Origin of the sequence: Synechococcus sp. MU1655 (assembly GCF_023630655.1) — a bacterium.
In the GTDB taxonomy this organism is placed as follows: Bacteria; Cyanobacteriota; Cyanobacteriia; order PCC-6307; family Cyanobiaceae; genus Synechococcus_C.
On sequence record NZ_JAKUHK010000113.1, the window covers coordinates 1 to 6086 of the forward strand.

Consider the following 6086-nt stretch of genomic DNA (forward strand, 5'->3'; position numbering starts at 1 on the left):
GCCAGCCGCTGATCACCAACAGAAACAGAGAACCCATCACCATCCAGCAACCCAAACGGGCAGTGGCCAACTTCCCAAGTTTTGGTGTGATGAACCAGCCCGCTAGAAGCAAACCAACCAGTGTTCCTGATCCCCACCATGCATTGAGCAGAGTGGTTTTAGACACAGGCATCAAAAAGACCTCAGCTCCAAAACTTTCCAGAATTGGATCCTGTAAAAAGAGTCCAAGGGTAAATAAAACTAAAAATCCAAAAAAGATCACAATTTGTCGGCTTGAGGTGACAACACCCCATGCATCTTGAAGTGTGATCAAATCCTGGACAGGTCGAACTGTTCCAGTTGCTATTGGCTTTTCCACCCCCCAGGTCGAAATAATGGTCAACACCATCACGATCGAGGTGATCGAGATCATGAACTTCTGAAGCCAACTCTGAAGAACGATTGGATCAGAAATGCCGTCAATCGAGCTGACAGCAAGACTGATTGCAATCGCTCCAACGATGATTCCGATGGTGAGCATCGCCCAAATCACACCGATGCATCGCGGTCGTTGTTCTTCCGTTGTGCGATCGATCACGAGGGCTAAATAGGAGGTACTAGCTAGAGAAGTCGCCAAGCCGTAAAGAGCAAATAAACCACAAAATGCCGCAACTCCAGCCGAAGCTAATAAGGGAGATCCACTGTCTAGAGCTTCTTTTACTTTAAAACTAACGGGAACACTTAAAGTCGCCAATAGACAAATGGCGATGGTCCCAAGCAGTACATAGGGCGTCCGATGTTGACCCATTAAGGGATGCGAGTCACTGAGATGGCCAAACAACACCCGTGCCGGTGAAACCAGTTGCTCAAATCCCAAACCACCGCCTGCCAGCAATGCAGGAAAGGCAAGTTCTGTAATGAGAATCCGATTAAAGGTCCCAGTGAAAAGCACCGCGAGGGTTCCAAGACAAGCCTGGAAAAGACTTAATCGGAGCAGGGTTGGCCAGCGAAGACCTTGAACCTCGTTCATCTCAATGGAAGCGGCCATGGACGTTAATTGCGTTCCAGGGGAGCCATCGTGAGTCCCTCGCTACTGAGCTGTTGGTGGTAAAGCTCTGCGGGCTCCAGGGGGCCTGCCCACACTTCTGCAGCGCCTTCTCCATCGATTTGATGGGCCAGGGTCCAAGCCTTATCGCTATTCATCCCAGGAATGATTTTGCATAAACACTCAACGACGTGTTCGAACGTATTCACGTCATCGTTGAGAACGATGACTCTGGCATTCGGGTAACGCAGGGTTGTGCGGTCGGGCTGCAGGACGCTCGCGGTTCCAGGAGTTGCCATGGTCATAAGAAGTAATGAATCAACCAGTCAGTTCCGGAGGGGGAACCTAGGTAAACTCTCTACATTCAAGCGTTAATTCAATGCTGTTCACGATTGCCTGGGCATCCCTTGCTGCTGTCTTCAGTTTCTCGATTGCGATGGTGGTCTGGGGCCGCAACGGTGATGGCACCCTGAATTTCTGAAGTGAACGAAGCACTGCAAGCTCCCATCGTCAGTCAGGGATTGGCGATGACCGCTGCGGTTCTTTTGGTCTTTGTCAGCGTGATAGTCGTTTACCTTTCCACCATCGAGTGGAAAGATCGTCGTCGCAGGCGTTCTCGTGACCGCAGCTGAATCACTCCTGAAGATCTCCACCTATCGATCTCTCGCTCAGTCCCTCCCCCTCACGACACTGGGGTTAGGGACTGTTTTATTGAGCGGTCTGATTGGCGTCATTCTGAATCAGCCATCACATCAAGACGATGGAACCCCTGCATCGCTCAGTCGCGTCTCAGGGGCCTTCAGCTTGATTCAGTCCTTTCACGGAGATGCCAAACGCCCAGCACCCAAGCTTTGGAATCAACGCTTGGGTCTGGTGCGAGCTGGCAACTTATGGAAACGGCAGGGGCGATCGATTTGGTGGCAGGGGTGGTCAGAAGATGGCGATGCCTACTTGATCCTTCCCGATCAACTTCTGGCCGACGACAGCAAAAATCTGCGCAAACACCAGGTTTTGGGTTTGAGCTTGCTCGGCTCCGATGAGCTGCATCGTCAACAACTCATTCAAAGACTTCAGCGCCACTCCGAACGCCCAACGCAACCAACCTCCCTTCACAGTCGTTGTATGCAGCGTCTCGCTGACGCTCCAGCGGTGTTTTGGACGAGTGATGCACTCGCTTCAATCAGCGGAACCACAGCTCCCTTGCTTCAGCAAGGGAGTCATGGGTGTCTTGCACTGCGCCTCAATGGCAACACTCTTCATTGGGGCGGATACGTTGGCGATCGCTCGATTGCTCTTGCTGCATCACAACCCAAACAAGGCTGGAAGTTTTCAGTCTCTGATCGTCAAAAACCATCAAACTTTGACCAGGCCAGCCTCCTTGAAGTGCATGGAGCCCGTGTTGATTTGATTCTGGGAATGCTGCTGAGTCGCCAGATCATCCAAGAACCCTTGGAATCTCAGTACGGAGTGAATCAATCCACGCGATCAAGGCTCGCACTCTCACCCTTTTCGCTGCGATTACAACAACAAACCAAAGGGCCCTACCGGGCTGGACTCCAATTTCAAGCACCGTTGCCTGGAGGCTCTGCCGCTTGGGCCACAGTTCTTGATCAAGTAAGCAATCGTTTAGAGGAACGCGGCTTTCAACGATCTACTCCAGCTCAAGACAAGGCAAACCCAGCTGATGCTGTGATTTGGAACGATCAACGTGACGGGCAGAGCAAAGTTGTGGGGGGTTGGCTATGGTTGCAGGAATACCAAAAAGTTCCGCTCTTCAGTGCAGGGCTAGCCAGCCTTCCCGACACCAAACCCTTTTATCAAGTACTTCCACTGTCATCCCCTGCAGCGCTGAAGCTCAATGCTCGTCCCCGAAACCTTGAGATTCTGGGACTCATGAATGGATCGTGGCCTGCACTTCTAAAGCAGGCCGATTCCTTGCATCTTCAAGTCAAACCGGCCATACCTTCTCCTAACCCGAAGGCATCAGGCCAACAGGCATGGTGGGAGATGAGTGGTCAATTAGTGATCTCTTCCGCACCTGATTCATCGGGCGACACAGATTGAGCTTCCGGTGTCTTTGAATCGCTTGCTTGAGAATTGGCCACCTGACGATCCCGTTTACGACGTTCCGCTGCCAAGGTTTCTTCAATCAGTTCCACGGCCTGGGCCATCTTTTCAAGATTGGATGTGTACAGGCTGAGGTCCTTATCCAAACGAGGTTTGGAAAGTCCAAGTTGCTCACCGATTTCATGGGCGAGGTTTTTGAGTTCGTCAGGATCTGAGGGTTCTCCACCTTGAGCGGATGAGAGCAGGCTCAACAAGCCCACAGCCATCAGTCGCGAGTAGTGAAATGACTCACCACCAACACTTGAAATGCCAGATGCCAAAGGCTCAGGAGCCCCAGCCCCGCGATTGGAAAGCCACTCACGCACTTCATTGATTGTGTGTCCAGCCACCGCTGAGGTCGATCCCTCTGCGAGCTGTTTCAAGGCTTCAGGATCAAACCCATTGCATGTACAAATGGCTGCATAGAGCTCATCGAGGTGTTTTTCAGGCTTGTAGCCCTGAGTGAACGCCGTAAACACCTGACGTAAGCCAACAGCAAAGAAGGCATCGCTCTTGAAATGCTGTTGGTGACTGAGAAGATGCAGCTCAACCAACAGCTCGTCAGCCGTTCTCCTGTACAGAGAAGGAATCACATAAGGAAAAGCTGTATGAAAGGCACGCTTGCTGTCAGCGATCGTCCGTTGATCCGTCAAGGTCCTTCAACCGCACTTTGAATCAAGACCATAGCGCCGCTGCTGCCGCCGTTAAGATTGTTCTAACTGATGCTGTGCAACATGATCCCGATTGTGATCGAGGAATCAGGACGAGGAGAAAGGGCTTTTGATATTTATTCTCGTCTCTTGAGGGAGCGAATCATTTTCTTAGGTGAGCCTGTCACCAGTGATTCTGCCAATCGAATCGTTGCGCAGCTTCTTTTTCTGGAAGCGGAAGATCCCGAAAAAGAGATCTTTCTATATGTCAATTCTCCAGGTGGATCGGTGTACGACGGGTTGGGGATCTTTGACACCATGCAGCACATTAAACCGGATGTTCATACCGTTTGTGTTGGCCTTGCCGCAAGCATGGGTGCTTTCCTTCTCTGCGCTGGCGCCAAAGGTAAGCGCAGCAGTTTGCAGCATTCTCGGATCATGATTCACCAGCCCTTGGGTGGAGCAAGTGGTCAGGCCAGTGATATTCGAATCCAGGCCGATGAAATCTTGTTCCTTAAGGATCGTTTGAACCATGAATTGGCCGATCGCACTGGACAACCTCTAGACAAAATCCAAGCCGATACTGATCGAGATTTCTTTATGTCTCCACAACAGGCTATGGAATATGGCTTAATCGACAACGTCATCGATAAGAGTCCTGTCCGCTCGGTATAAAAAAAAGACCCTCTTTATGAAGGTCTTTCAAATTGAGTTGAAAATAATTGAAGACCAGACTTCTTAAAAGTCTGGTCTTTTTGCTTTAAGCCAGGATGGGAGAGAAACGTTCCTTATCAGGAATTTCAGCAAATTCAGCAACGACACTACGGAATTCATCACCGTCCATCGTTTCCTGCTCAATCAATTGCTCTACCAATTTGTCCATGGCTTGGCGATGTTGACCAACGAGTGCAACGGTTTCCTCATAGCACTTCATCACGATCAATCGCACCTGCTCATCAATCTGTTTGGAGATGGCATCAGACACATCGCTACGCGTCATCAAATCGCGGCCCAGAAAAACCTCCTGGCTGCCGCCCTCCAGAGCCATGGGGCCCAATTGGCTCATGCCGAACTGCGTCACCATTTGACGGGCCATGGAAGCCACCATTTGGATGTCACCACCAGCACCAGTGGTGACCTCGGAGTGACCGAAGACAACATCCTCTGCGGCGCGCCCTCCCAAGGCTCCCATGATGCGAGCTTTGAGTTGGGCACGAGACACGAGCATCTGCTCTTCATCTGGTGAAAACCATGTCAAGCCCTGAGCCTGTCCCCGTGGAATCAACGTGACCTTTTGAACAGGATCATGATCTTTCACGAGGGTGCCCACTAAGGCATGACCCACCTCGTGATAAGCAATCAATCGCTTGCTTCGACCATCGGTGAGGGGATGACCTTCCATACCTGCAATGATGCGATCCACGGCATCATCGATTTCTGAAATTCCGATACTCTCTTTGCGACGTCGCGCCGTAAGGATTGCTGCCTCGTTCAACAGATTGGCAAGATCTGCGCCTGTAAAACCAGGAGTCCTTCTGGCAATACTGTCGAGAGTGAGCTGCTCATCGAGTTTTTTATTCCTCGCATGAACTTCGAGGATGGAAAGGCGGCCTTTTATATCAGGAGCATCAACCGTAACTTGACGGTCAAAACGACCTGGACGCATCAGCGCCGAATCAAGCACATCAGGCCTGTTGGTTGCTGCAAGGATGATGATTCCACTGTTTCCTTCAAACCCATCCATTTCAGTGAGCAACTGGTTGAGCGTTTGTTCTCGCTCATCGTTGCCTCCACCAATTCCGGCACCACGCTGTCGTCCGACAGCATCGATCTCATCAATGAAGATGAGACAAGGACTATTCTCCTTCGCTCGTTTGAACAGATCTCGGACGCGGCTTGCACCTACACCCACGAACATCTCAACGAATTCAGAACCAGAAAGGGAGAAAAAAGGAACACCGGCCTCTCCAGCGATGGCTTTGGCAAGGAGAGTTTTACCTGTTCCTGGAGGACCAACCAACAAAACGCCCTTAGGAATCTGAGCACCAACAGACGTAAAACGCTCAGGCTGTTTCAAAAAGGTGACGACTTCTTGAAGATCTTGCTTGGCTTCGCTGACACCGGCAACATCATCAAATTTCACCCCTGTATCGGCTTCCATCGCAAAACGCGCTTTGGTCTTGCCAAACTGCATCGCTTGTCCAGGACCGCCTGGCATGGAATTTCCCCGACGAGCGAGAAAGATCAAAGATCCAATCAGCAGAAGCGGGAAGAGGAGGTTCCCAAGAATTCCTAGAGCTGGAGGT

General features: G+C 51.0%; 8 protein-coding genes. 4 read left to right on the forward strand and 4 right to left on the reverse strand.

Annotated elements, in window-relative coordinates; all coding sequences use genetic code 11:
* A partial coding sequence (locus NCN04_RS06575; RefSeq protein ID WP_250395563.1) for a BCD family MFS transporter occupies window positions 1–1027 on the reverse strand: 1027 nt, incomplete at its 3' end.
* A gap of 5 nt (window positions 1028–1032) precedes the next feature.
* Complete coding sequence (gene clpS / locus NCN04_RS06580) at window positions 1033–1329, reverse strand: ATP-dependent Clp protease adapter ClpS (protein WP_250395564.1); 297 nt, start codon at window positions 1327–1329, stop codon at window positions 1033–1035.
* A 74-nt stretch (window positions 1330–1403) separates the two neighbouring features.
* Between clpS and petN the strand changes: the two genes are divergently transcribed.
* The 3 genes from petN to NCN04_RS06595 are packed head-to-tail and all read left to right on the forward strand — an operon-like array spanning window position 1404 to window position 3088.
* A complete protein-coding gene (gene petN / locus NCN04_RS06585; protein ID WP_011619345.1) occupies window positions 1404–1505 on the forward strand; it encodes a cytochrome b6-f complex subunit PetN in 102 nt (33 codons plus the stop codon).
* Window position 1506: 1 nt separating this feature from the next.
* The gene (locus tag NCN04_RS06590; protein WP_157028569.1) at window positions 1507–1656 is read left to right on the forward strand and encodes a hypothetical protein; all 150 of its coding nucleotides are present in this window, start codon (window positions 1507–1509) and stop codon (window positions 1654–1656) included.
* Entirely contained in the window at window positions 1643–3088 is a 1446-nt protein-coding gene (locus NCN04_RS06595) for a hypothetical protein (RefSeq protein ID WP_250395565.1), read from the forward strand. Before NCN04_RS06590 ends, NCN04_RS06595 begins: the two co-directional genes overlap by 14 nt.
* Here the strand turns inward: NCN04_RS06595 and psb29 are convergent.
* The gene (psb29, locus tag NCN04_RS06600; protein WP_250395566.1) at window positions 3040–3783 is read right to left on the reverse strand and encodes a photosystem II biogenesis protein Psp29; all 744 of its coding nucleotides are present in this window, start codon (window positions 3781–3783) and stop codon (window positions 3040–3042) included. The two genes, NCN04_RS06595 and psb29, sit on opposite strands and share 49 nt — an antisense overlap.
* A gap of 81 nt (window positions 3784–3864) precedes the next feature.
* Between psb29 and clpP the strand changes: the two genes are divergently transcribed.
* Window positions 3865–4455, forward strand: a complete 591-nt coding sequence (clpP, locus tag NCN04_RS06605) for an ATP-dependent Clp endopeptidase proteolytic subunit ClpP (RefSeq protein ID WP_011619341.1) — start codon at window positions 3865–3867, stop codon at window positions 4453–4455.
* An 85-nt stretch (window positions 4456–4540) separates the two neighbouring features.
* Here the strand turns inward: clpP and ftsH are convergent.
* On the reverse strand, window positions 4541–6086 hold a 1546-nt coding region (gene ftsH / locus NCN04_RS06610), incomplete at its 5' end, for an ATP-dependent zinc metalloprotease FtsH (RefSeq protein ID WP_250395567.1).

Excerpts from the sequence above, each read along its gene's own strand:
- petN (WP_011619345.1), top strand. The coding sequence starts at position 1,404 with ATGCTGTTCACGATTGCCTGGGCATCCCTTGCTGCTGTCTTCAGTTTC.
- clpP (WP_011619341.1), top strand. The coding sequence starts at position 3,865 with ATGATCCCGATTGTGATCGAGGAATCAGGACGAGGAGAAAGGGCTTTT.
- clpS (WP_250395564.1), bottom strand. The coding sequence starts at position 1,329 with ATGACCATGGCAACTCCTGGAACCGCGAGCGTCCTGCAGCCCGACCGC.